Source organism: Aquabacterium lacunae (assembly GCF_004310865.1).
Lineage (GTDB): Bacteria > Pseudomonadota > Gammaproteobacteria > Burkholderiales > Burkholderiaceae_C > Aquabacterium > Aquabacterium lacunae.
This window is the reverse complement of record NZ_SIXI01000004.1, coordinates 207,578-231,289: the sequence shown is the minus strand read 5'-3', so window position 1 is coordinate 231,289 and position 23,712 is coordinate 207,578. Positions and strand designations below refer to the sequence as shown.

Here is a 23,712-nt window from a genome sequence, read left to right as displayed (position 1 = left end):
TTGACACAAAGCGCCTCGGCGCAGGCCTCAGACTCAGACCCTGTTCAACTTGGTCAGTCCCAGCAGGCCATTGCGCAGGTCTTCAGGCGCTGAGGCACCGATGTACATGCGCAGGTAGATCTGGTAGGCCAGTTCATTGTTGATGGCGTCAGTGCCTGCACCCTGGACCTGCAGGCCTTTGCCATTGAGAAAGGCCATCCAGCCCTTGCCCGGCACCCAGTCCAGATCGACCACGTCGCCCTTGGTGACCCGTTTGACGTTGCTGTACGCGCCACCGACCAGACTGATCACTTCGATGAGTTTCTTGAACTCTTCTTCGGTGGCCGCCTGCTTGAAGTCGGAGATGAAGATGCGCGAAATGGTCGATGAGGTGAAATCACGCAGGATGTTCAGCTGGATGCGGCGATAGCCGTCCAGCTTGAAGATCGACTCGGGCGTGGTACGTTTTTCCGGCAGGTACAGCGCGGTCACATCGGCTTTGAAATAGCCCCGACGGCGTACACCGGCACCATTGAGCACCAGCTTGCGCCCGCCCACGGTGATGGTTTCTTCCAGGGTGACCCCTTCCAATTCGACGTCGGCCTGCGCTTCGGTGGCGAACGGCAGCAGGGCTGCGCCGGCGGCACTCACCATGAACTGTCGGCGGCTGCCGTCGTGTTCATCGGTGGTGCCACGGGAGGGAGCGATCGTTGGCAGATGCATGGGAGACTCCCTCGACTCCGATCACAGACCGAAAGGCTTGGACAGCATCAGCATGTAGGTGCCGCCTTCCGAGCGATTGCGTGCACCAAACTCCTTGAGCAGCTTGCCTTCGACGACCATTTCGCCGCCGTTGACGATCCAGCCCAGGGCCGGGCCCAGGGCGTAGGCACGCATCTTGGCGCCATCAGCTGCGTTGATGGTGGCCTGGGTGGCGGCCACATCGCTCTTGTCGTCGGTCAGTTGCTGCACCACATAACCCTGCAGGCCCAGGCGCACGTCGTCCGACACGAACTTCATGAGGGCGAAGTCCAGGTTGAACATGGTGCCGCTCTTGTAGCCGGTGTCCTTGTTGCGGGTGTTGAACGAGAAGATGGCGCGAGCGCCCACGTCCCAGCCGTCACCGATGAACCCGTACTGGAACGACGGGCGGAATGTGTAGAAATCACCGAAGCCGGGGTTCACGGGGGCGCCAGCGTCATAGCGGCCGGTGGGCAGCACGATCGTGGGCGTCAGGGTGGCGGTCTGGTGGTCGCCAATTTCCCAGTTGAACACGGGGGCGAATTCGAGGTCGCCATGGCCGGCGCGCGTGCCGGAGCGGCCCGCCAGCGTCGCTGCGACCTGGCTGTTCACATTCGACTGGATGCCGGCGTTGACGCTGGCCGCAGCCGTGGGGGCGCCCACGTTGATGGCCGGGTTGGTGTCGTTGTAGCCGGCGGCGATGTTGGCGGTCTGGTTGACAAAGCTGTTGCTGCCGTTGATGCGGGTCTGGCGCTCGATGATGGGCATCATCACGGTGAAGCCCACGTGCGCACCCAGCAGTTTCTGGTTGCTGATGTAGGTCAGGCGGGGCAGCAGCACGTAGGCGTCGGTGCGGATGTTGTCCAGGTTGGTGCTGTACTGCAGACCTGCAGCACCCACTCGGGCGGCCACGTTGGTGGCTGCACCGGCCGCGAAGCCTGCGAGTCCCGTCCCGATCAGGGCACCGCCTGCGGCCTGGCCCACCTGGGCTGCGCTCACCGAGCCGCCACTCAAGGTGCCCACGCGGTTGCCGCCAGCGTCTTTCAGCTTGGTGGCGTGGTAGTGAATGGCCGCAACCTGGCCGTACCAGCCCGGGGTGAGCATGGTGGTCATGTCGGTGCCGCCCAGGCCGGCGGTGTAGCGTTGCGCGCGGTTTTCAGCGGCCTGGGCCGACAAGGCCAGGGCACTTGCCACGGCGCCCGCCACCAGCGTCATGGAAAGGGTCGACTTCTTGGAGCGTTGCATGGGAATTCCTCAGTTGTGACGTTCAGGCCTGTGTGTCATCGACGCGGCGCAGCGAATCTGTACATGAACCATGAAGTGTCAAGCCTTCAAGGGCTTGCGTGGCCTCCGCAGACGGGGGATCGGCCTCAGGGTTTGACCGGAAATGTGGCCTCTGCGAGACAGTCTCGCGGGCCATTGCGGGGCGGTGGTCAGTGCGGCGGGGCCAGAGCGGGCCCCGAGGGCTCATTCGCCTTCGCCGAACTTGTCGTTGATCAGGGCCACGATGGCGTCGTTGGCTTCCTGCTCTTTGGTGCCGCTGCACTCGAGTTCCACCGTGGTGCCCAGGCCGGCTGCGAGCATCATCACGCCCATGATGCTCTTGGCATTGACGCGGCGGTCGTTGCGGGTCAGGAAGACGTCGCAGGGGAAGCTGCTGGCCAGCTTGGTGAGCTTGGCCGATGCGCGGGCGTGCAGGCCCAGCTTATTGCTGATGGTGACGGTGGTCTTGATCATGGCTTGGGTGGATCGCCTGGTTTTGCGGACGTGGCGAGGCGATCTGCATCACGCCCTGGGTGCCGCCCGCCACGGCGCGCGTGACCAGGGTGTCAAGGGGTTCGTGTCGGTAATTCAGGGCGCGCCACAGCATGGGCACGTTCACCCCGGTGATGACCTTGATGAGTTGTCCGTCGGCCAGGCGCTGCACCACGTTGCACGGGGTGGCGCCGAACACGTCGGTCAGGATCAGGGCTTCGTGGCGTTCGTCTCGCTCGGTCAGGCCGGTCAGCAGGATGCGGGCCTGGGCTTCGATTTCCTCGCAACTCAGGTTGGCCTGCACGTCCAGGGCCTCGATGTGCTCGGCCGCATCGGCAAAGGTGTGCGCAGCGGCCTGCCGAAGGGCAGTCGCCAGGGGCGCGTGGGCAATGATCAGCAGGCCGGGCATACAAAGCTGATTATCGGTCGGTCAGTCACGAAAATTCACACCTTCTGCAAATGGTGCGAGGCGGGGGTCGTCGGGCCGCAACGTGGGGTGCCAGGCGCCCAACTGGTACACGTCCATGCCTTTGCTGAACTGCCACAACACGGCATGCATGGGCGCCGGAGGCGCATCAATGCGCGGTAACTGGCCTTCGATCAGGTACTGGCCCTCGTCGGGGTGCGGCGTGCGGCCTGCCGGATGCTTCAGGTCGGCCACGCGCTTCAGGCGTGCCTCCTGGCCTTCGGGTGGGCTCATGTTGCGCCCCAGGCCTTCGCGCAGGGCCTTGAGCAGTTGCAGGCGCATCTCGGGCGTGTCGGCCTGGGCGCGCATCAGGCTCCATCGGATGCCGTCGGCCTCGCATTGCCACTGCGTCAGTTGCACGGCACGCTGGCCCAGGCTGGCCAGGGCCTGAGGCCGGCTCAGCATGTCGGGCTTACAGGGAAACGCCATGCTCAGCCCAGGGGCTTCGGTGGGATTGAGCGTGCGCCAGTCCAGGGCAGGGCTGCACCCGCCCAGGGTCAGCAGGAGGCCCAGGGCACCCATGAGGCCGCAGAGCGAGGTGGGCCGGGCGACACGTGAGGGCAGACGGGGCATCTTGTGTCAAATCCTTCCATGGGGTGAAATCTGGCGTGCGGGCTTTCACCCGTGCCGGGGGTGGACGACAGTGGGGCATGCGCCCACACTCATTGTTTTCAGGGACCTCACACCAGCATCCTGCCATGGAGCGATCAGAACCCATCTTCCAGCTGCCACACGACACCCTGCTGGGTGCCGATTCGCCTGAGTTGGCCCCAGGCACCGAAGGGCAGTCGGTCGACCAGGCGGTGTTGCAACGCACCCAGGCCGAGCTGATGCGATTTCAGGAGCTGCTCACACAGGTGGGGCGCGAACTGGCTGAACCGCTGACCACGGCCCTGGAACGCATCGATGCCCTGGTGGGCACAGGCAAGATCGACCGATCAGGCCTCAAGGCCTTGCTTGGCGAGGTCACCCGTGCGCGTCAGGCTGGCATTCAATGTCAGCAGATCACGCGGCTGGCCACCGGGCGTGTGCACCCCAGCCATGAGCGAGTTCACCTCACCCACACCCTTCAGTCGGTGCTGTCACACCGTGCGCGCGAGTTGCAGGCCCGGGGCATCTCGGTGCACCAGACGCTTGAGTCGGTCGAGGTTCGGGTGGACGCCTCCATGCTGTTCGCCTTGCTCAACAGCCTGATCGACTGGGCGGCCGGTTGTGCCCACGGCGCCATCGAGTGGTCGCTGTCCATGCAGCCATGGCCTGCGCATGGCATCTTGCGCTTGCGGGTGGTCACCGGAGCCATTGACACGTGGCAGGCCGGCCAGGAGACACCTCAGCCTGAAGGACTGCAGGCGCTGGCCTGGCACCTGGCCGATCAATACGCACGCAGCATGGGCTTGCAAGTGACACGGTCGGTGATGCCCTGGCATGTCGATGTGCAAATTGAGTTTCCGGGCACGGTATCCCACACCCTGATGGACGACACCTTGCCCCTGTCAAGCGACGTCCCTGGCTTTTCCAGCACGTTGAACTCACGTCCCTTGGCGGGCAGCCATGTGCTGGTTGTGGCTCATCGACGCGATTTGCGACTGCTGGTGCGCGAGTCTTTGCGAGCCATGGGCATGGTGGTCGATTTCGTGTCGACCGTGACCGAGGCGACCACATTCTGTCGCGACAGCCTGCCGCATGCACTGGTGTTCGAGTCGTCGCTCAAGGGCTTGCGCCTCGATCAGTTGCTGGCCAGCATCCGCCTGGAGGCCCCAGATTTTGTCGCCATCGAACTGCTGGAAGAAGGTCAGGTGTTCGAGTTGTCTGACAACAGCGCCACGGGCATGGCCCGTGTGGGGCGAGAAGCGCTGCTCGATTCGCTGCCCGCTGCGTTGGTGCATGAACTCACCCGGGCGCGTTGAGCGTGCAGTGGTGCCGACGTCCGACGGCCACCGCCCCAGCTGATCAGGCCTTCAGCAACTTGTCGATCAGCTGGTGCATGGCTGCGAAATCGGGGGCGCCGACGTAGCGCTTGACGATGCGCCCCTGCTTGTCCAGCAAGAAGGTGGTTGGTGTGAGTTGCACGTCACCGAAGCCTTTGGCCAGATCCCCAGAGTGGTCGATGGCCACCCGGAAGGGCAGTTGACGGCTTTCGGCGAACTGCATCACGTAGGCCGGGGGGTCATAGCTCATGGCCACGGCCAGGGTCTCGAATCCGCGGGCCTGGAACTTCTGATGGGTGGCGACCAGTTCAGGCATTTCCTTGATGCACGTCGAGCAGCTGGTGGCCCAGAAGTTCACCAACGTGACTTTGCCTTGCAGGTCTGCCATGGGCACGACCTTGCCGTCGAGCTGTGTGAACGGCACGTCGGGCGCACGTGAGCCCTGGTCTTGGCTGCAGGCGCTCAACGCCAGTGGCGCGACAGCGGTCAGGGCCAGCCAGTGTCGGCGGGTGCAAGGCAGGTGTTCAACATGCGTGCGGTCCATGGTGGCAATGTGCGATGAAGGTTGACGGCGATGGGCGGAAGCTGGCAGAGAGGGCTGGCCACGGGGCTCAGCCGCCCGATTGTGCCTTGGCGGTGCCGCCCTGTGGCAGCTCTGCGGTGGGCACTGAAGTGCGTGGCACACGTTCGACCTGCGGGTCAGCCCAGGAGCCCTTGACCGTGAATTCGCGGGTGCTGGCTTCAACCACCGTCTTGCGCAGCAGCACCTGCGCAATGAAAGTACCCAGTCCGACAGCCGGGTTGATGGCGGCATATGCCAAAGACGCGGTGCCCGCATTGATCTCGGGCACCACGAACACCCGCAGGTTCTGCGTTTCCTGGCTGAGGTCGGCCTGCCCCTCCATCAGCACGATGGCTTGCACGCCACGCATTCGCAGGTTGCGGGTGTCGGCCACGCCTTGCTGAACGCGCACATCGCCTTCAATGCGGTCGAAGGCAAAGCCCTGCTGGAACACATCGCGGAAATCGAGCACCAGACGGCGTGGCAGCGATTGCAGGCTCAGCACGCCCAGCAGCTTCGCCATGCCGGGCTCAGCCTTCAGGAACTGGCCTTCGTCGATGATCACCTTCATCTCCCCTTGCAGGCTGGCGGCGTGAGGCTCCAGGGGCGAGCCCAGCCACGACACCTGCCCTGACAGCTTGCCCCGTCCACCCTTGAGGGTCTGGGGCTGGCCCAGGCGCCCCATCAGACCACCAGTGTTTTGCAGGTCCAGGGTGAACGTGAAGGCGGCCCGGTGGGCTGCGGCACCCTTGCCCATCGGGGGGAAGGGCGTCGCACTGGCTTGTGCCCCCACGGGTGCCCAGTTGCCGCTGGCAGTGAGCGTGGCGTCGGGAGAGGCCAGTTTCAAGCGGGCCAGCCGCCATTCGGTCAGGCCACTGGCCTGGAGCGGGCGATTCACGGCCTCAACCTCCAGCCTGCCGAGCGGCAGACCACGCCATTCGAACTGGTCGATGACCAAGTCCAATGCGGGCACCGCGGGGGTTTCTTCGCCCATCAGCTGCAGCGCCCCCTGACGTTCGAGCTGGTCGGCTTCTGCTGCGGGCACCGACAGGCGGCTGAGGCGAGCTTGTACTTTGCGGTTGGCACCGTCCTGCCGCACGTCGACCGTGCCGGCCATCAAGGGTGCTTCCACCTGAGCACGCCACTGGCGCGGCGCCGGCTGGCTCAAGGCCACTGACATGTCCTTGAAGTGGCGTTGTCTCCACACCAGGTCGGCCACCCGGAACTGCACGCTTGAAGGCAACAGTTCGGACCAGGTCTCGGCCGCGGGCGTTGTGCTGGGTGCGACAGGCGTGCCAGCCAACGGTGCGGTCGGTGTGGCGCTTGGCTCGTTCAGTGTGGCCAGCACGGCTTGCCAGGCGTCCAGGTCGAGTACAGGCAGTTGGGCGCGTGCGATCACGCGGTCGGCATAGCCGCCCGCACCTGAGTTGGTACCCAGCAGCAATGTGCCTTGCCGCACCTTCATGCGACCTTCTGTGCGCTCGCGGCGGTAGTCCAGGTTGAGTGCCTGAGGCGAGGCCAGTTCGACCGACAGGTGATCGCTTTCGCCCTGAGCGCCTTCGGTCCGATGTGTGATCTTCAGGGGCCAGGCGTCTTGCGGATTTTTGGCGAAGGGGGCTGGCAAGGTCAGACCCAGGCCTTGCAGGGTGCTGTGGAGCTGGAGTTCAGGGCGCAGGCTCCCTCCTTTGTTGCTCGCAGCCCCCCCAGAGGCACCCCGGCTGCGCGCCAGGGCCACACTGACGGTCAGCGGCGTCTGGCCGCTCATTTGCCGAGCCAGTCGTGCCAGGGCGGGCCATTCGGTGCTGTTGCGCAGGCCTTCGGCGGTCAGCAGCCCGTTGGCCGTGAAGCGGGGCACCCCCTGGGCATCGCGCTCACCCGACAGGCGGATGTCTTGGCCCAGCACGCGGGTCTGGGTCTGCACCTGGATGCTGTTTTCGGTGAACTGCACGGTGCCGCGGGCCTGGCTCAGCCATGGCATGCCTGGCGACAGACGCAGCGCGGCCTGATCCTTGTCCTGCAGGCTGACCTGCCCCTTCACGGTGGCCTTTTCGACCCGTGCCAGCGGGATGTCCAGTGCCAACTCCAGTCGGGCATCGCCGCGGCCCTGGGCCTGTTGAAGCAGCTGATCGGTCCAGGCGCCCACGGGCGATGTGTTCACGTAGTGCAGCAGGTCATCGAGGGGGCCCTGGCCTTTGCCCTCGATGCGCAACACGGGTTCATCGGCCGCGAGGTCATCGATCTCACCGCGCACGCTCTGCAGGCGGTAGCCGCCGGAGCCCACCCCTTGCAGCACGGCTGTGGCGTCTTCGATGCGCATCGACTGCCCTTCGAAGATCAGCCGTCCATTGAGCCGGCTGAACATGGGCCAGTAAGGGTCAGCAGAAGCTCCGGCAGAGGCTCCAGCACCCTGCGCGCTGGCTTTGCGGGCCATCGGCACGTAGTCCAGCGTCACATCCTGAAGGGGCACATGCACGTGGAAATGCCCCCCCTGGTCCTTGGGGAAAGGAAAGTGCCAGAGGTCGCCGTTCAGTGCAAACTGAACCTGGCTGGCATGCCCTTCCCGCACGGCGTCACGCACATAGTGGCGGGCATCGACCAGGATGCTGGAGGGCAAGTAGCGCCACACCCGGTCACCCCGGGCCCGGCTGAGCATGCCTTTGAGTGTCATGCGGCCAGGGTAGCGGCCTTCGGCCCCCACGCCCTCGCCTGGGCCGGTTTCCCAGCGGGCGCTCACGGTGCCTTCCGCGTCGTCGTTGGCAAAGTGCGCGTCTTTCACATCCACGGCCAGCATCGGGGGCAGGCCTGCGCGGGGCGTGACGGTCCAGCCCACCTGGGCCTTGAGTTGCTGAACCGGAATGCGGGGTTCGTCGAACACACCCGGGAATTCCACCCAGCCTTGCCCGATGTCCGCCGAGGCCTGTCCACCGTTTTGCGTGGCCTGGAAGCTCAGGTTGGCGCCAGACAGCCCTGGGTAGCCAGCGGCGTCCCAGGCGGCCCCCACCAGCTGGCCGCGGGTGCTGTAAGTGCGGGGCGCCAGGGCCGGTCCCTCCCAGCTCAGCGACAGCTGCCGCGCCACACCCCGCGGCGCCAGGGCCTGCAACTGTTCGCGCAGGCCGGCCGCCAGGGGCAGGCGGTCGGCCAGGCGGGCCAGGATGGCCAGGTCGAGGTGGTCGATGTCGAGTTGTCCGTCGAGTGTGCGCTCCCAGGCCTCGCCTTGCAGTTCGGGCAGCAGCGCCGAAGGGCCTGCCGTACCTGCAGACGGGCTGGCGGCAGGGTGGCGCCATTGCAGTCGGGCCTGGCTGGCTGGCCAGGTCAGGCCGTCGTCGGTCTGGAACGTGAGTTTCTGCCAGGCCAGTTGTGTGCGGGTGGGCTCATGCAGGGCCTCGATGTGCCCGTCGATGCGCCGAAAGCGAAGCGCGGGCAGTTCGCGCGCCAGCCGCAGGTTCACATCGCTGATGGACACGTCCAGGCCCACCTGCCGGGGCTGGCCCTGCACCATGTCCAGGTGCAGGCTCAGCGCCCCGTGCCCGCCTTGCAGGTCAAAAGGCAACTGCGCGTGGTGGCGCAGCGCCTGCACATCCACCTGCGGCAGCACCACGCTGGCCCGCCCCGACCAGCTGCGCCAGTCGCTGGAGGCTGTGGGGCTGCCGATCCACCGCGACCACCAGTGGGGCTCGCTGGTGGCCACACCCTCGCGCAGCCACAGTGGCTGCGTGATGCGGGCCTCGAAGCGACCTCGCTGGCCGAACGCAGCCGGCGGCGTCGCAGACAGCGTCCAGTCGTGGCTGCGGCGGATCAGGTTGTTGCGCATGCGCATGCTCAGGTCGACCTGCTCCAGCGCCAGAGGCGGCGCCTGCCGCCATTCGTCGTGCCACTGGATTCGCCCTTGTTCGATGCGCAGCAGGCGCTGGCTCAGCAACCAGTCGAGCAAGGGCTGGTGGTCGCCTGTCGGGCCTTGCTGCAGGTCGATCACACGGCCGGCCACATGCAGGCGGCCCTGGGTGTCACGACGGATGTCCAGGCTGGGCCGCACCAGCGTCAGTTCGTCGACATGCACTTCCTGGCGCCAGAGTGCCCGTGGCGAGAACGTGGCCGACGACAGGCGCACCACCACCTGCGGCAGGCGCAGGGCAGGCTGCCCGGCGGTGTCGTTCAGCACCACGTTGTCGAGGGTGAGCTCGGGCAGCCAGCCGCGGGCCTTGCCACTGAGCTGGCCGATCTGCACCGGCATTCCCAGCAGCGCCGAGGCCTGTTGTGCGATCGGCTCACGCCATTGGCCGATTTTGGGCACAATCTGATGCAACAGGATCCACCAGGCAGCCACCAGGGCGGCCAAGGTCACGCCCACCGTGAGCAGGGTCCAGCGGGCAAGCCCTCTGACCAGGCTGCCGGAACGTGGGGCACGATGGCCCACGGTGTCCGGCCGGGTCGGGTGGTGTTCGGATGGGGAATGGGGCATGAAACAGCGTGATCGATCGTCGAGCCACCGCGCGCATCAGGCAGCGCGGTGTCTGGCTCAGCCCCCCAGAGGCCCCAACAGTGCACCCTGGGGCCCAGGCCCGACAACCTTCTACCCTAGCACACGCCCTTTGCCGGTTCATGTCTGAGCTTTCTCCTGCCACCGGCCACGAGCCGCTTCCTCCGGTCGCCAGTGCCAGCCATTCCCGCTATGTGCAACGCATCCGGCGGCGGTACGAGACCGAGCGCGCCTGGTTTGCCGATCAGCACCCTGGCGTGCCCTTGGCGGCCCCCTTGCAGGCCCTGATCGAGCACTTGCTGGCTGGGGGGCGCCCCCTGGCGTCCGCCCTGCGGGTGGCCAGGCAGCTGGTGCTGGAGCGGCTGGCCACGCTCGACGTCGAAGCCCATGCGGCGCTGGCCGATGTCACCGCTGCCATGACCCAGCTGGCCGAGGTCACCCTCGACCGTGCGCTCACCGCTGCCCAGGCCGAATTTGACGAACGACATGGCGCACCCATCGGGCCCCAGGGGCGCCGGGTCGATCTGTGGGTGGTGGGCATGGGCAAGCTGGGCGGGCGCGAACTGAATGTCTCGTCCGACATCGACCTGATTTACGTCTACGAAGAAGATGGCACCACCGCCGGGGTGGACGATGGCCGTGGCGGCTTGAGCGGCCAGATCTCCATCCATGAATACTTCAGCCACGTGGTCAAGCGGCTGTACGCGCTCATTGGCGACACCACCGAAGACGGCTTCGTGTTCCGGGTGGACCTGGCCTTGCGCCCCAACGGCAACTCGGGGCCGGCCGTGGTCAGCCTGTCCATGCTGGAGGAATACTTCCTCACGCAGGGGCGCGAATGGGAACGCTTCGCCTGGCTCAAGAGCCGCGTGGTGGCCCCAGTCGAGGCCATGCCCGGTGGCAGCCGCCGGGAGGCTTCGCTGGCCTTGCGCGATGTGGTCATTCCCTTTGTGTTCCGCCGCTACCTGGATTACGGCGTCTTCGAGGCCCTGCGCCAGCTGCACCGCAAGATCCGCGACGAAGCCACCCGCCGGGCCGCCGGGCGCCCCGAGCGCGCCAACGACGTCAAGCTCTCGCGTGGTGGCATCCGCGAAATCGAATTCACCGTGCAGCTGCTGCAGGTGGTGCGCGGCGGGCAGTTCCCCGAAATTCGCACCCGTTCCACGCTGAAGGCGCTCAAGCGCCTGGCCGCGCGGGGCTTGATCCCTGCCGACACGGCCCAGCGACTGGCCAACTGCTACGTGCTGCTGCGCCGCATCGAGCACCGCATCCAGTACCTGGACGACCAGCAGACCCACCTGCTGCCCACCCAGCCAGTCGATCTGGCCTGGATTGCGGCCAGCCTGGGCCTGGACGAAACGCCCGAGCTGCTCGGCCAACGTTCGGACGATTGCGACACCGGCGCCTGCCAGCTCATGGCAGCCTTGTGCCAGGTGCGCGAGTTCGTGGCCACCGAGTTCGACGCCCTGTTGCACGACGGTCGTGCGCCCGGCCAAGGCCCGTGCCGTGGTGGTGGCTGTGGCGGCCCACCCCGTCCCGTCGACAGCGAAGAATTCCTGGCCCACCTGCCGCCCGCCATTGGCAGCCACGTGCACCAGTTCGTGCAGCAGCCCAAGGTGGCCATGCTGTCCGATGCGGCCAAACTGCGCCTGGCCAAGCTGATCGGCCGCGCCACCCAGATCGCCCTGAGCGAACCCACCGGAGAAGATGGCGTCACCCTGGGCGAAGCCGCGGTGCTGCGTTTTGTCGACTGGCTCAACCCTTTGCTGCGCCGCGACAGCTACCTGTCGATGCTGGCCGAACGCCCTGAAGTGCTGCGGCGCCTGCTGCGCTTGCTGGGCCTGGCCCGCTGGCCCATGCGCTACCTGATGCAGCACCCCGGCGTGATCGACGAGCTGGCCGACCCCCGCCTGCTCGACGGCCGTTTCGAGCGCGCCACCTTCATCCGCGAGTTGTCCGAGCGCCATGAAGCCTGGCAGCGCACCGGCCAGGCCGACGAGGAAGCCTTGCTTGACACCCTGCGCCGCGCCCACCACGCCGAGGTGTTCCGCACCCTGGTGCGCGACGTCGAAGGCCTGATCACGGTCGAGCAGGTGGCCGATGACCTCTCGGCCCTGGCGGATGCCACACTGGAAATGGCCCTGCGCTGGGCCTGGTCCCACCTGCAACTGCGCCCTGGCAAGATGGCCTCCTGGTGCGTGGGCCGTGCCCCGCACTTTGCCGTCATCGCTTACGGCAAGCTGGGCGGCAAGGAGCTGGGTTACGGCAGTGACCTGGACCTGGTCTTCGTGTACGACGACACCCAGGACGATGACCCGACCGACGGCGGCGGCCCCGACGCCCCCAGCCCGATCGATGCCTACATGGCCTTCGCTCGCAAGCTGGTGAACTGGCTCACCTTGCGCACCTCCACGGGCGAGTTGTTCGACATCGACACGGCCCTGCGCCCCAATGGCAGCTCGGGCCTGCTGGTGTCGTCCTTCCATGCCTATGACGATTACCAGCGCCAGCGCGGCAGCAACACCGCCTGGACCTGGGAACACCAGGCCCTGACCCGTGCCCGCTGGTGTGCCGGTGAGCCGGCCCTGGCCGCCCGCTTTGAAGACACCCGCAACGCCGTGCTCTCCACGGTGCGCGATGTGCCTGCCCTGCGCGACGAGGTGGTGGCCATGCGCGAGAAACTGCGTGCGGCCCACGCCTGCCCGCCCGAAGAGTTCGACCTCAAGCACAGCCCAGGTGGCATGATCGACGTCGAATTCACCGTGCAATTCCTGGTGCTGGCCCACAGCCACCGCACCCCCGAATTGCTGGGCAACCTGGGCAACATCGCCCTGTTGCAGATCGCCGAAGACGCTGGCCTGTTGCCGCCCGGCGTCGGACGCGCGGCGGGGGACGCTTACCGCACCCTGCGACGCTTGCAGCACAGGGCGCGCCTGAATGAGGCGCCGACCCGGCTGGAACTGGTGGCGGGTCGCTCTGACATGGCCCCACTGCGTGACGCAGTTCTGCAACTGTGGCAACACGTCTTCGGGTTGACCAGACACTGATCCGCGTGGGGCGTGCGGGAATACTCGGGGGCGCCATCGCCGAATTGACCCCAAAACGAGGGGTGAGGCCTCTTAAACTCTGGCCTCTCCTGCCTGTGAATGCAAAACAGGCAGGAACCAGATCGTCGAAAGCGGGTCTACCGCACTGTTCGACATCTCCTTCTCTACTGTCCTATGCACTTCGTCATGCACAACAAGCAACGCAAATTCGCCGTGGCCCGTGTGGCACTGGTCCCCGCCCTCGTGGCAGCCGCCCTGCTGGCCGGCTGCGGCGGGGACAAGGAAGGCGAAAAGGGAGCCAGTCAGGCTGCGGCCAAAGTCAACGGTGAAGAACTCACCGTCCATCAGATCAATCTCATGCTCGAGCGGCAGCCCGGCTTGCGCCCTGAAATGGCCGATGCCGCTGGTCGCCAGATCCTCGAAGGTCTGATCGACCAGCAACTCGCGGTTGAAAAAGCCGTGGAAGACAAGCTGGACCGCGACCCCAAGATCGTCCAGTTGCTCGACGCACAGCGCCGAGCCACCCTGGCACAGGCCTACATCCAGAAGGCAGCCGCTGCTGGCGTGCCCACCCCTTCCGCCGATGAAGTGCGCAAGTACTTTGACTCCAAGCCCGCGCTGTTCTCCGAACGTCGCGTGTACATGCTGCAAGAGTTCACCATCGCGGGTGAAGCCGAAGCCACCAAGGCCCTCCAGGCCAAGCTGGAAGCCGCAGGCTCCCCCCAGGCTTTCGTTGAAACACTGAAAGATTCGGGCTTGAAGTTCGTGGTCAACCAAGTGACCCAGCCGGCTGAAAACATCCCGCTGAACCTGGTCGACCGCATCGGTGCCCTCAAGGATGGCCAGGCGCTTTATCAGCAGGGTGAGGGTGGCATGAAGGCCATCCTGGTGGCGGCCAGCCGCTCGCAACCCCTGACCTTCGAACAGGCCAAACCGCTGATCGAGCGATTCCTGGGTGAAACCCGTCGCAACGAGTGGATGCAAAAACACATCAAGGACATGCGCGCTGCGGCCAAGATCGAGTATGTCGGCAAGTTCGCCGAGAAGCCGGCAGCAGCGGCATCGGGTGCCTCGGCTGCGGCCCCTGCCGCGACGTCGGTCATTCCAGCTGCATCGGCTGCTGCCTCGGCAGGGCTCGACGCCGATTCCCTCAGCAAAGGTCTGTCGGGCTTGAAATAACTCAAAAACGGCCGAAAACCTGCTGATGTAAATCCCGCCCCGGTGGCCGCTGGGGCGGACTGCTGTACCCGAGTGCCCGCACATGACGTTTGAACAGTTCTATCGCATCCTGAAAGCCCATCGTCGATTGGCGTGGATCGTGTTCGGATTGATCCTGACCCTGGCGGTCTTGCACGGCAAGTTGTGGCCCAAGAGTTACCGAGCCACCGCGACGGTGGTGGTTGACTTCAAGGTGGATCCGCTCACGGGTGCTGCATCCAACGGCATCATGCAGCCTGATGCTGTGCTGGCCACGCAAACCAGCATCATCCAGAGTGACCATGTGGCGCGCAAGGTGGTCAGAGACCTCAACCTGATGCGCAGCGAAGAAACCCAGGCCAAATGGAAGAAAGAAACCCAGGGCAAGGGTTCATTTGAAGACTGGCTGGGCAAAACGCTGCTCAAGGGCCTGATCGTCAAGCCCTCCAAAGATTCGACGGTGCTCGAGATCGAATACGAATCCATCGAGCCAACGTTCGCGGCCGTTCTGGCCAACGCGTTCGCCAAGTCTTACCTCGACACCCTGGTGCAATTGCGCACAGACCCCGCACGCCAGTACGCCGGCTTCTTTGAAGAGCGCGCGACTGCGGCACGCAAGCAACTTGAAGAGGCTCAGTCTGCGTTGGCTCAGGCCCAGAAGCAGCAGGGCGTGGTGCTGACCGACGAGCGCCTGGACATGGAAACTGTGCGGCTCAATGAACTGGGCTCACAACTCAGCGGCATCCGCGCCCTGCGCGTGGAATCCACCAGTCGCCGTGATGTGGCCGAATCCGGTCCTGAGCGCACTGTGGAAGTCGCGACCAACGGTGTCGTCATGCAGCACAAGGCCGACCTTGCGCGCCTGCAGGCCAGCCTGGCCGAGCTTCAGATCAACCTGGGTGACAAACATCCCCAGGTGATCCAGATGCGCGCCAGCATCGCCCAGCACGAGGCACGTCTGCGCAGCGAGATCACCAAGGTGGCAGGTGTTGTGAAGTCCAACGACACGGTGCTTCGCGAACGTGAAGCGGCTGCACGCGCGGCGTATGAGGATCAGCGCAGCAAACTGCTTGAAATGAAGGAAAAGCGCAACCAGCTGGTGCTGCTTGAACAGGAAGTTTCCAACGCACAGCGCATCTACGAAAGCATTTCGCTGCGCCAGAGCCAGTCCAGCCTGGAAGGCAGCAACAACCAGTCGAACTCCTACCTGCTCAGCCCGGCAGTGGAGCCACCTGACCATTCGTTCCCCAAGATGGGCCTGAACATCGTGCTGGCCTTGTCTCTGGGCGTGATCATCACTTTGTTCCTCACGCTGGCAGCCGAACTGCTGGATCGCCGGGTCCGCACCACCACCGACATCATCCAGGTGCTGGAGTTGCCCGTGATTGGTGTGCTGCCTCCGCCGGGCCCCCGCAAGCTGTCGATGGCTCGTCGCATGCTGAACACCCTCAAACTCGGCCGCCAGGTCGTCCCCAGCCGCTGAGTTCGACCATGACGGAAGCCCCTCAATCCAAGCCCACCGTGTCGACCATGCTTGAATCCGAGTTCCAGGACACGACCCAGCAAGCCCCGGGTGAACGAACCATTGGCGAGATCATCAGCCAGGCCAACAGCCTGACTGCCGAGCAAATCGAGAAAGTGCTGGCCTACCAGCGCGAGCACGGTGTTCGCTTTGGTGAAGCCGCCGTGGCCCTGGGGTTGGCCAGTTCCGACGACGTGCTCTGGGCCCTGGCTCAGCAGTTCCATTACCCCTATTCGCAAGACAGCGCCAAGGGATTGCACCCGGATCTGGTGGTTGCCAACCAACCGTTCTCAGAGCAGGCGGAGGGTTTCCGCACCATCCGAAGCCACCTGATCATGAAGCTGTTCAGTGACCCTGATCAGCCCAAACAGGCGATTTCGGTGATCAGTCCCGACACCGGTGACGGCAAGAGCTACTTCGCCGCCAACGTGGCCGCTGCATTTTCCCAGTTGTCCGGCAAGACACTGCTGATCGATGCCGACATGCGCAACCCGCGCCAGCACGAGATTTTCGGTTTGTCTGACAAGGGCGCTGGCCTGTCAACCATTCTGTCGGGCCGTGCAGCCAGCAACGTGATCCATCACGTGCGCGAGTTGCCCAGCCTGTATGTGTTGCCTGTCGGCGTGGTCCCGCCCAACCCGCTCGAATTGGTCGAGCGGCCGGCCTTTGGTCTGCTGATCCGTGAGCTGCTGGCCAAATTCGACCGCATCATCGTGGACACGCCTGCCGCCTCGTTGGGCGCCGACTATGCGGTCATTGCTGCCAAGTGTGGCGCTGCCGTCATGATGGCGCGACGCGACAAGAGCAATCTGCATGTCATGCAGAACCTCTCCAGCACCGCGCGCATCGGTCAGGTGAACTTGGTGGGTGTGATCCTCAACGATCACTGACGCCCAGGGCCCATCGCGTGGCGGTGGGCACCACGTTGACGCCATCGGGTTTCGATTTCAACGAACCCAATCCGGGCCGGCGTCTTCGATCGGTACACGCAGCTTCAAGGCGCGGTTCTCACTGCCCAGCGTGCTCTGGTCAGCAGGAGGGGTGCGGCGGACATCCTGAAGCAGCCTGGCCAGTGGTGCCATGTCGGTGGACTGCTTGTTCAAGTATGTGGACCACGTCGCTGGCATTGGCACGTCCCAGGACCAGGAGCGTGTGTCCTGCCCGGTCTGCTGGTTCCACTCGGTCAAGCCCTGGCGGCTGGGGCGGGTGAGTGACGGGAACTCCACGCTGAACATCATGTGGCGTTCGCGCCCCAGGAACACGTTGTGGTTGGATCGCTCTGCGTCATCTTCCGGAATGAACAAGGCGCCTTCCTTGTTCCATGCGATCACATTGCGGTGGAAGCGATTGCCTTTGGCGGTGAACTTCACCCCGTTCTCGTCGGCGCGGTCCTCCAGGGCTGAAGCGATGCCCTGCAGCCCATTGCCGATGATCAGGTTGTGGCGCACCTGCGTCTGGTGCGAGGCTGAGAGGTAGATGCCGCGCTGTCCGTTGCCAACGCTCACGTTGTGCTGGATCAGGCCTGGCCCGCTGGCTTCAAAGTGAATCCCGAAGCCCGTGTTGTAGGCCGACAAGTTGCGGCGGATGTCGACATTGCGGTTCTTCCAGTCGAACCAGATGCCGTCCCCCAGGTTGTGCAGGGCCACGCAGTGCTCGAACACCGAATCGCGCAAGCCACCATTGCCGATGAACTTGAAGCCGCCAGCTTCCCACCATTTGTTGAACTTGCGACGGTTGTTGTGCACCGCCGTCACACGCTCGATGTGGTGCTTGTATCCCTGACCCGACATGCCCAGTTGCCCGTTGTAGGCCACGCGCACGTCAGAAACCCGCACCTGCGTGCCGTTGGTGCCCAAGCCAATCGCGTCGTTCCAGTCGGCCGTGATCTGTTCAATCACAAGGTTGTCGCCCCGCACGGTCATGGCGGCGCCGCGGCCCCGGACCGCGGTGTTGGCATGTTGCACCCTGAACTTGCGAAACACCATGTTGCCCACGCCTTCGGCTTCAACCGCGCGTGTTCGTTGCGAAGCCTCCACCAGAGCATGTTGCAGGTCTTGACGACTGCGCACGTAAAGCGTCTTCAGGGTGGCGTCGTACCAGAAGCTTTCCGGGGGTAATTCCTGGGGGCGTTTCACGTCAGGCACCCGGCCCAGCCAGATGCCGCCCTCGCTTTTGTGCAGGTCTCTGTAATCGCTCTGCGGGTTCAGCGGGTACCCGTCGTACAAGGTGCCGCCGATCTGCTGTAACGCGTTGCCATTGACGAACACCATGGAGCTTTCCTCTTTCAGCGGATGGCTGTAGAGGTCATTGCCCAGAGGGGTCCAGCGCTTGAGCACGTCGGAGCCTCGGATGATGGTGGCATCGCCGACACCTTCGATCGTGATGGGCTCGGCCAAGCCACCACGCTTGCCATTGAGCAGCAAGGTCTGTCGATAGACACCAGCGCTGAGCAACAGGGTGTCGCCGGCACGAAGGCGAGCCACGGCTGCGTCCAGGTTCTGATCAGGGCTCACCCTGATCACCTCGGCGTGTGATGTGCCCCATGCCGTCACGCCCACCAGAATCAACAGCCCTGTTCGCCAACCAGCTGCTTTCATCGCTCAGCTCCTTTTGTGCTCCGACAGGGTCTGCAGACCCAGTTGGGTGGTCGTGGCCAGGCACCCGAGCGCCAACCAGAATGCGATGGCAGTGTTCGGGATGTTGAGGATGGGGTTGAAGGCCGCCACCACCACGCCCCCGACCACCATCATCATCATGGATTGGTGAACCATGAACTGGTCCCAGGGCAATGAGCCTCTGCGCAAGGTGACTTCTCGAAATGCCCTCACCACCTTGGGCCACAAGCTGGCGAGCCACAGCAGCCCGCCGATCAGCCCACCTGCGGCCAGGATGTCCAGCGGATCGCTGTGGGTGGGAAGGCGCTGGGTGTTGGTTTCCACCGTGAACAGGTCGAAATCAATGACCGCCTCCTTGGTGAAACCATTGCCCCACACCGGAGAAGCCAGGAATTTCTTCCAGGCCATTTCGTAGGTGTGCGCGCGGTAGCCGATGTTCCCCGACGGGGCCGCCTGACCGGCGGTGAAGTAGGCGACCACGACCGCGGTAATCGCCAAGATCACGGCCGAGACGAATCCCACCACCACAAAGGTTTTGATCAGTCCGTCCTTCTGACGGTGAATCCGTGTGAACAGCGAGACCCCGAACAGGTAGATCAGGGTCATGGTGCCGACGATGAAGGCCGTGATTTTACTGACCGCAATGGCGGCCGTGATCACCAGCAGCACACCGAAAACACGGGCCATCTTGTTGGGGTGGTAATAGAACATGGCCCCGGCAATCGGCAGCACGATGTGTTCCCGCGCATGGAAGATCTCAATGCGCCTAAAGAAGTAAAACTGAACAGCCAGGGTCACCAGAGACCAGAAAATGAACACACCCAGGATGGCCTTTAGCAACTTCCACGGGGCCCTGGCATTGAGGGTGTACCAATGCATCAGTGGGGCCGTCAGTGTGAACAGTCCCAGCGTCAGGAAGGTTTCGTCGATCTGGTTCTTGTACTTGGCGAACAGGCTGCCGGCCACGACGAACAGCGCAAACAGCACCAGCCAGCGATGTTCCAGCAGCGTTCGTGTGCCGCTCACGCGTGGTGCTTTGAATTGAAACAGCGCTTTGCCCAGGAAGATGAACGCAAAGTTGATCCCCAGCATGATCTGCGGGAAGCGCTTCAGGCCCGGTACCGATTCCAGCTGCCAACGCATGGGGTCGATCGACCAACCCAGCACCAGGAAGAGGCTGAACAGCACAAAGTAATCGGTCATCTCCAGGCTGTCCGGGGTGCGTACACGCCCGGTCATCAAGATGTCATTGGCTCGCGTCGATCGGCTGGACATGGCGGCCTCAGGTTCCCGAGATCTCGTAACGTTTCAGGCTCTCCACCAGCGCGCGGGGGGGCTGCGCTCCGTACCCACCATGGAGCATTTTGCTGCCCACACGAAGCGCGCGTGCAGTCAGGTTGAGAGGCTTGCGTGGCCAGCTGGCCAGTGCCGGTGCTTCACGAGCGATCAGCGCATCCCATTCCTTTTGTCCAGCAGGTCGCAAGGCACGGGTTTTTTGTTCTGGATAGTCCCGAATGCCCGACCAGTAGCCCGGCTGGTAGGCCGGCTGTGTGGCCGATGCAAAGCGCAGCCAGAGGTCGGAATCCATGTTCAGGTTCCATTTTTCTTGCAGGCCACCCACTTTGTCATGCAGTCGGCGCCGCCAGAAGCATGAGGGCTGTGCGATGTAGTTGAAGTCGAAAAGGAAAACGAATCGACTCCAGGGCATTTCCTTTTTGGGGCGAATGTACCGGCCCTGCGCGTCGATCCAGAGCGCATCGCCGTAAACCATGTCCACATCTGGGTGGTCCCTGAAGAACTCGCCCACGGCTTGAAGCGCACCAGGCAGCAGCAGGTCGTCGGAGCACAGCCAGCCCAGGATCTCTCCGGTGGCTCGCTCGAACCCCTTTTGCAGGGCGTGAGTCTGCCCCCTGTCTTTCTCTGACACCCAATAGGCCAGGTCACCGGCGTGGCGTTGGATCACGTCGACCGAGTTGTCTTTCGACCCGCCGTCGATGACGATGTATTCGAGTTCGGGGTATCGCTGGTCCAGCACCGAACGCATCGTGGCGTCGAGGAACTGACCCTGCTGGTACGAGCAGGTGACGATGGAAATCTTGGGCAGGCTCATGCGATGGGACGACTTCTGGCGCTGCCGTGACAACCTGGCAGCAAAACCTCCATTGGACAACGGAGAGGGCCACATGTTCCGGGGCTCTGGCTAAGGGAGTTCCCTTTGTAACCAGGGTTTGTGGGGCTGACTCCCGGGTTTGGGCGTATTCTCTCGCGTTGACTGGCTGCCGGAAGGGCAGAATTTCTGGTTGTTTGTGGCCTTGCACCGATTCCATCCTTTGTCGATCAGCCGTGACCCTGGGCATGTGGCCTGGGTGCTGGCGCAGCAAATCTGTCTGCGGGGCTGTCAGGCGTTGAAGTTTTTGGTGGCCGCCCGTTGGTTGGGGCCAGAGGCTTTCGCGTTGGTGGCCGTTGCCATGACCGTCCTGCTGGTCGCGGAGGCGCTGTCCGACACCGGGCTGGGGCCCGCCATGGTGCAGCGCGATGCGCCGCTGACGCCCCAGGAGTTGGGTGCTGTCTGGAGCCTGCAATGGGTGCGAGGCCTGTGCCTGGCAATGGTGTTGTGGTTGGCTCGAGATCCCCTTGCCGCGCTGTTCAGTCTGCCGCAGGCCGCAGAGCTGATTGGTCTGGTGGCCTGCATCCCCTTGGTTCGCAATGCTGTGCACCCGGGCTACGTTTTGCTGCAGCGGGAGCGGGCGTTTCGTTCGGTGAGCCTGGTCGAGTCCAGCGGGGCTCTGGTGGATCTGACGGTCACGTGCGGCGCACTCAAGCTGGGCGCAGGGCCTGTGGCGCTGGTCTGGGGCACCTTGTCTTCAGACCTCTGGCGCTTGCTGGCGGGGGCGTGGCTGGCACGCCAGCCCTGGCAGCCCAATCTGCAATGGCATCGCATCGTGGCGCTGGGGCAGTTTGGCCTGTGGGTCTGGGCCACCAGCGCGCTGGCCGTGCTGCTCAATCAGTTTGACAAGGTGGTGGTGGCGCGCTGGTTGGGAGGCGTCGAGTTCGGTCTTTACCAGACTGCTGCTCGGCTGGCGCAGCTGGTCGTCACCGATCTGCCGTCGGCCGCATCGCAACACGCTTTTGCCAACCTGTCGCGTGCATTCCATGCGCATGGCGTTCCGGGCGCGCAACCCTTGTTTTGGCGTTACTTTGGCTGGACAGCCTTGGCGGCCGGCGTGCTGGCCACGTTGCTGGCTGCAGCGGCGGGTCCCCTGTTGAACTTCGTCTTGGGCCCCGCATGGCTGGCCGCGGTGCCGGCCCTTCAGATGCAGTGCCTGGCCATGTGGGTGGGTGCGCTCATGGCCATGGCGGTGGCGCAGGTGCGTGCCATAGGGCGCCCGGGCTGGGTGGTGCAGGCCGTGCTGATTCAGGCCGTGACCTTGGGCGCCTTGGCATGGCCAGCCATTCAGTGGCGAGGGGGCGCCGGCATGGCGGCGGCAGCCGCCATGGCAGGGGCATTGGGGCTGGCGTTTCTCATGTGGCGTTTGCAGGCATGCCAGCAAGGGGCCAAGGTGTGACCTGGATCGGCAACATTCCGGTGCTGCTGACTTCGGCGGTGCGCGTGTCGGCTCAGCACACGGCCCTGCAGGATGCAAGCGAGCGCTTGCGTCTGACCCTGGAGAGCGTGGCCTTGTGGCGCCGTACGCCAGGCGTCAGCGTGGTGGTGCTGTGTGACGGCTCGGGCGTCGATCTGTCGGCCAGCGTGCCACCCGCGAAGCCGGGAGAGGCCCCGGTGGAGTGCCTGGCCTTTCAGAACGATGTGGCCGCTGTGCGCCGGCAAGGCAAGGGCCATGGCGAGGGCCAGATCGTGGCCTACGCGTTGCGGCACAGCCTGTACCTGGGCGAGGCCCGGGTGTGGGCCAAATGCACGGGCAAGCTCTGGGTGCAGAACTTTGCCGAGTGCCTGGCAGGTTTTCAGGGGCCGGCGTCCTTCGACATCCGGGGTTTTCATCGCGTCCGGAGTGTGGACAGCCGGTTTTACCTGGTGGAGTCGGCCTTTTATGACCAGCACATGGCACAGGCCCACGAACAGGTTGATGACGACCGGGGTTGGTACCTGGAGCATTGCCTGTTGCAGGCGCTGCAGGCTTTGCCCGTCCAGCGCTACGTGATGGTGCCGCCCCCCCAAGTGGTCGGGGTGTCGGGCTCAGACGGCAGCCTGCACGCCCCCGGGTGGCATTGGCGGGTGCTCTGGCAGTTGCGCAACCGGGCTTGGCGGCTGCTGGGCCGCCACCCGGTCGGGATCACTCGTAGTGGTCGTAGGCCTGGAAGCCCGCCAGCTTGACCAGGCTGTCGCGCTTGGCCGAGGTGTAGTCGCTCTTGACCATTTCGGCCACCAGCTCGGGCAGCGTGATCTTGGGCTCCCAGCCCAGCTTTTCCTTGGCCTTGGTCGGGTCGCCCAGCAGCGTTTCGACCTCGGTGGGGCGGTAGTAGCGCGGGTCCACGCGCACGATCACATCGCCCACCTTGCACTTGGCCAGCACTTCGCCGTTCACCGGTTCGACCTTGACCACGCGGCCCACTTCGGCTTCGGCCTCGCCTTCAAAAGCCAGGGTCACACCCAGCTCCTTGGCCGACATCTCCACAAACTGGCGCACGCTGTACTGCACGCCCGTGGCGATCACGAAGTCTTCGGCTTGATCTTGCTGCAGCATCAGCCACTGCATTTCCACGTAGTCCTTGGCGTGGCCCCAGTCGCGCAGGGCGCTCATGTTGCCCAGGTACAGGCACTCTTGCAGGCCCAGCGCAATGCGGCTGATGGCCCGCGTGATCTTGCGGGTTACGAAGGTTTCACCGCGCACCGGGCTTTCGTGGTTGAACAGCACGCCGTTGCAGGCGTACATGCCATAGGCCTCGCGGTAGTTCACCGTGATCCAGTAGGCGTACAGCTTGGCCACCGCATACGGGCTGCGGGGGTAGAAGGGCGTGGTTTCCTTCTGGGGAATCTCTTGCACCAGGCCATACAGCTCGCTGGTCGAGGCCTGGTAGAAGCGGGTCTTCTTCTCCAGGCCCAGGATGCGGATGGCTTCCAGCAGGCGCAGCGTGCCGATGCCGTCGGCATTGGCCGTGTACTCGGGCTCTTCGAAGCTCACGCCCACGTGGCTCTGGGCGGCCAGGTTGTAGATCTCGTCGGGCTGCACCTTCTGCACGATGCGGGTCAGCGAGGTCGAGTCGGTCAGGTCGCCGTAGTGCAGGATGAAGTTGCGGTTGTCGACGTGCGGGTCCTGGTACAGGTGATCAATGCGGTCGGTGTTGAACAGCGACGAGCGGCGCTTGATGCCGTGAACTTCATAACCCTTCTTCAGCAGGAACTCTGCCAGGTAGGAGCCATCTTGACCGGTCACGCCGGTGATGAGTGCGACTTTCTTGTTCAT

At 64.5% G+C, this 23,712-nt stretch carries 18 protein-coding genes; 7 read left to right on the top strand and 11 right to left on the bottom strand.

Annotation, left to right across the window (positions count from 1 at the left end; genetic code table 11):
- Window positions 1-33: 33 nt before the first annotated feature.
- From EYS42_RS10930 to EYS42_RS10910, 5 genes are all read right to left on the bottom strand, one after another.
- The gene (locus EYS42_RS10930) at window positions 34-702 is read right to left on the bottom strand and encodes a chalcone isomerase family protein (protein ID WP_130968199.1); all 669 of its coding nucleotides are present in this window, start codon (window positions 700-702) and stop codon (window positions 34-36) included.
- A gap of 21 nt (window positions 703-723) precedes the next feature.
- Window positions 724-1,965 (bottom strand): SphA family protein, encoded by a 1,242-nt coding sequence (locus EYS42_RS10925; protein ID WP_130968198.1) that lies wholly within the window; start codon window positions 1,963-1,965, stop codon window positions 724-726.
- A 222-nt stretch (window positions 1,966-2,187) separates the two neighbouring features.
- A complete protein-coding gene (locus EYS42_RS10920) occupies window positions 2,188-2,457 on the bottom strand; it encodes an HPr family phosphocarrier protein (RefSeq protein WP_130968197.1) in 270 nt (89 codons plus the stop codon).
- Window positions 2,426-2,884, bottom strand: a complete 459-nt coding sequence (locus EYS42_RS10915) for a PTS sugar transporter subunit IIA (protein WP_130968196.1) — start codon at window positions 2,882-2,884, stop codon at window positions 2,426-2,428. Before EYS42_RS10915 ends, EYS42_RS10920 begins: the two co-directional genes overlap by 32 nt.
- Window positions 2,885-2,905: 21 nt before the next feature.
- Window positions 2,906-3,514 (bottom strand): hypothetical protein, encoded by a 609-nt coding sequence (locus EYS42_RS10910; RefSeq protein ID WP_130968195.1) that lies wholly within the window; start codon window positions 3,512-3,514, stop codon window positions 2,906-2,908.
- A gap of 125 nt (window positions 3,515-3,639) precedes the next feature.
- Here EYS42_RS10910 and EYS42_RS10905 point away from each other — a divergent pair, with 125 nt between their 5' ends.
- The gene (locus EYS42_RS10905; RefSeq protein WP_130968194.1) at window positions 3,640-4,848 is read left to right on the top strand and encodes a hypothetical protein; all 1,209 of its coding nucleotides are present in this window, start codon (window positions 3,640-3,642) and stop codon (window positions 4,846-4,848) included.
- Between the two features lie 43 nt (window positions 4,849-4,891).
- Here the strand turns inward: EYS42_RS10905 and EYS42_RS10900 are convergent, their stop codons facing one another.
- Together EYS42_RS10900 and EYS42_RS10895 are read right to left on the bottom strand one after the other, a co-directional pair.
- Window positions 4,892-5,413, bottom strand: a complete 522-nt coding sequence (locus EYS42_RS10900) for a TlpA family protein disulfide reductase (protein WP_130968193.1) — start codon at window positions 5,411-5,413, stop codon at window positions 4,892-4,894.
- A 67-nt stretch (window positions 5,414-5,480) separates the two neighbouring features.
- Complete coding sequence (locus EYS42_RS10895; protein ID WP_130968192.1) at window positions 5,481-9,890, bottom strand: YhdP family protein; 4,410 nt, start codon at window positions 9,888-9,890, stop codon at window positions 5,481-5,483.
- A 140-nt stretch (window positions 9,891-10,030) separates the two neighbouring features.
- Between EYS42_RS10895 and glnE the strand changes: the two genes are divergently transcribed.
- From glnE to EYS42_RS10875, 4 genes are all read left to right on the top strand, one after another.
- Complete coding sequence (gene glnE, locus EYS42_RS10890) at window positions 10,031-12,955, top strand: bifunctional [glutamate--ammonia ligase]-adenylyl-L-tyrosine phosphorylase/[glutamate--ammonia-ligase] adenylyltransferase (protein ID WP_130968191.1); 2,925 nt, start codon at window positions 10,031-10,033, stop codon at window positions 12,953-12,955.
- 186 nt (window positions 12,956-13,141) lie between these two features.
- Window positions 13,142-14,134, top strand: a complete 993-nt coding sequence (locus tag EYS42_RS10885; protein WP_165456730.1) for an EpsD family peptidyl-prolyl cis-trans isomerase — start codon at window positions 13,142-13,144, stop codon at window positions 14,132-14,134.
- A gap of 82 nt (window positions 14,135-14,216) precedes the next feature.
- Window positions 14,217-15,635 carry a chain length determinant protein EpsF gene (gene epsF, locus EYS42_RS10880; RefSeq protein WP_130968189.1) on the top strand — a complete coding sequence of 473 codons (1,419 nt, stop codon included), beginning with the start codon at window positions 14,217-14,219 and terminating at the stop codon, window positions 15,633-15,635.
- A gap of 8 nt (window positions 15,636-15,643) precedes the next feature.
- Window positions 15,644-16,564, top strand: a complete 921-nt coding sequence (locus tag EYS42_RS10875) for a polysaccharide biosynthesis tyrosine autokinase (RefSeq protein WP_130968188.1) — start codon at window positions 15,644-15,646, stop codon at window positions 16,562-16,564.
- A gap of 57 nt (window positions 16,565-16,621) precedes the next feature.
- On the opposite strand, the gene EYS42_RS10870 is transcribed toward EYS42_RS10875, so the two are convergent.
- Genes EYS42_RS10870 through EYS42_RS10860 form a run of 3 tightly spaced genes read right to left on the bottom strand, consistent with a single transcriptional unit; the run spans window position 16,622 to window position 20,399 of the window.
- Entirely contained in the window at window positions 16,622-18,271 is a 1,650-nt protein-coding gene (locus EYS42_RS10870) for a right-handed parallel beta-helix repeat-containing protein (protein WP_130968187.1), read from the bottom strand.
- Window positions 18,272-18,274: 3 nt separating this feature from the next.
- The gene (locus tag EYS42_RS10865) at window positions 18,275-19,564 is read right to left on the bottom strand and encodes an O-antigen ligase family protein (protein ID WP_130968186.1); all 1,290 of its coding nucleotides are present in this window, start codon (window positions 19,562-19,564) and stop codon (window positions 18,275-18,277) included.
- 7 nt (window positions 19,565-19,571) lie between these two features.
- The gene (locus tag EYS42_RS10860; RefSeq protein ID WP_165456729.1) at window positions 19,572-20,399 is read right to left on the bottom strand and encodes a glycosyltransferase family 2 protein; all 828 of its coding nucleotides are present in this window, start codon (window positions 20,397-20,399) and stop codon (window positions 19,572-19,574) included.
- Between the two features lie 196 nt (window positions 20,400-20,595).
- On the opposite strand from EYS42_RS10860, the gene EYS42_RS10855 reads away from it, so the two are divergent.
- Together EYS42_RS10855 and EYS42_RS10850 are read left to right on the top strand one after the other, a co-directional pair.
- Window positions 20,596-21,855, top strand: a complete 1,260-nt coding sequence (locus EYS42_RS10855; protein WP_342635522.1) for an oligosaccharide flippase family protein — start codon at window positions 20,596-20,598, stop codon at window positions 21,853-21,855.
- A complete protein-coding gene (locus EYS42_RS10850) occupies window positions 21,852-22,622 on the top strand; it encodes a hypothetical protein (protein ID WP_130968183.1) in 771 nt (256 codons plus the stop codon). The genes EYS42_RS10855 and EYS42_RS10850 overlap by 4 nt, the downstream gene beginning before the upstream one ends.
- Here the strand turns inward: EYS42_RS10850 and gmd are convergent.
- Complete coding sequence (gene gmd, locus EYS42_RS10845) at window positions 22,582-23,712, bottom strand: GDP-mannose 4,6-dehydratase (RefSeq protein WP_130968182.1); 1,131 nt, start codon at window positions 23,710-23,712, stop codon at window positions 22,582-22,584. The two genes, EYS42_RS10850 and gmd, sit on opposite strands and share 41 nt — an antisense overlap.

Coding starts and splice junctions, on each gene's coding strand:
- EYS42_RS10930 (WP_130968199.1), bottom strand. CDS start 702: ATGCATCTGCCAACGATCGCTCCCTCCCGTGGCACCACCGATGAACAC.
- EYS42_RS10925 (WP_130968198.1), bottom strand. CDS start 1,965: ATGCAACGCTCCAAGAAGTCGACCCTTTCCATGACGCTGGTGGCGGGC.
- EYS42_RS10920 (WP_130968197.1), bottom strand. CDS start 2,457: ATGATCAAGACCACCGTCACCATCAGCAATAAGCTGGGCCTGCACGCC.
- EYS42_RS10915 (WP_130968196.1), bottom strand. CDS start 2,884: ATGCCCGGCCTGCTGATCATTGCCCACGCGCCCCTGGCGACTGCCCTT.
- EYS42_RS10910 (WP_130968195.1), bottom strand. CDS start 3,514: ATGCCCCGTCTGCCCTCACGTGTCGCCCGGCCCACCTCGCTCTGCGGC.
- EYS42_RS10905 (WP_130968194.1), top strand. CDS start 3,640: ATGGAGCGATCAGAACCCATCTTCCAGCTGCCACACGACACCCTGCTG.
- EYS42_RS10900 (WP_130968193.1), bottom strand. CDS start 5,413: ATGGACCGCACGCATGTTGAACACCTGCCTTGCACCCGCCGACACTGG.
- EYS42_RS10895 (WP_130968192.1), bottom strand. CDS start 9,890: ATGCCCCATTCCCCATCCGAACACCACCCGACCCGGCCGGACACCGTG.
- glnE (WP_130968191.1), top strand. CDS start 10,031: ATGTCTGAGCTTTCTCCTGCCACCGGCCACGAGCCGCTTCCTCCGGTC.
- EYS42_RS10885 (WP_165456730.1), top strand. CDS start 13,142: ATGCACAACAAGCAACGCAAATTCGCCGTGGCCCGTGTGGCACTGGTC.
- epsF (WP_130968189.1), top strand. CDS start 14,217: ATGACGTTTGAACAGTTCTATCGCATCCTGAAAGCCCATCGTCGATTG.
- EYS42_RS10875 (WP_130968188.1), top strand. CDS start 15,644: ATGACGGAAGCCCCTCAATCCAAGCCCACCGTGTCGACCATGCTTGAA.
- EYS42_RS10870 (WP_130968187.1), bottom strand. CDS start 18,271: ATGAAAGCAGCTGGTTGGCGAACAGGGCTGTTGATTCTGGTGGGCGTG.
- EYS42_RS10865 (WP_130968186.1), bottom strand. CDS start 19,564: ATGTCCAGCCGATCGACGCGAGCCAATGACATCTTGATGACCGGGCGT.
- EYS42_RS10860 (WP_165456729.1), bottom strand. CDS start 20,399: ATGAGCCTGCCCAAGATTTCCATCGTCACCTGCTCGTACCAGCAGGGT.
- gmd (WP_130968182.1), bottom strand. CDS start 23,712: ATGAACAAGAAAGTCGCACTCATCACCGGCGTGACCGGTCAAGATGGC.